A 218-nucleotide genomic window follows, 5' to 3' on the forward strand; every position below is an offset into this window, starting at 1 on the left:
AAAATTAAAAAATATGAGCTACACTGTTATCTAGTTTTCAAAGAACATACATTTATATATGAGAGATAGTTCTCTCAAAACTGAACAAAACGAAACACGGAAACTTTATTGATGAACAGCGTTCATCAATTCTCCATAGAAAGGAGGTGATCCAGCCGCACCTTCCGATACGGCTACCTTGTTACGACTTCACCCCAATCATCTGTCCCACCTTAGGC

Annotated in this window: 1 rRNA gene; it reads right to left on the bottom strand. The window is 38.5% G+C overall.

From position 1 onward, the window contains the following. Nucleotides 1–139: 139 nt before the first annotated feature. Nucleotides 140–218: ribosomal RNA gene (locus MR107_RS31095) — 16S ribosomal RNA — on the bottom strand; the annotation flags it as partial.

The sequence above is a fragment of the Bacillus cereus group sp. BfR-BA-01441 genome, assembly GCF_022663075.1.
Lineage (GTDB): Bacteria > Bacillota > Bacilli > Bacillales > Bacillaceae_G > Bacillus_A > Bacillus_A cereus.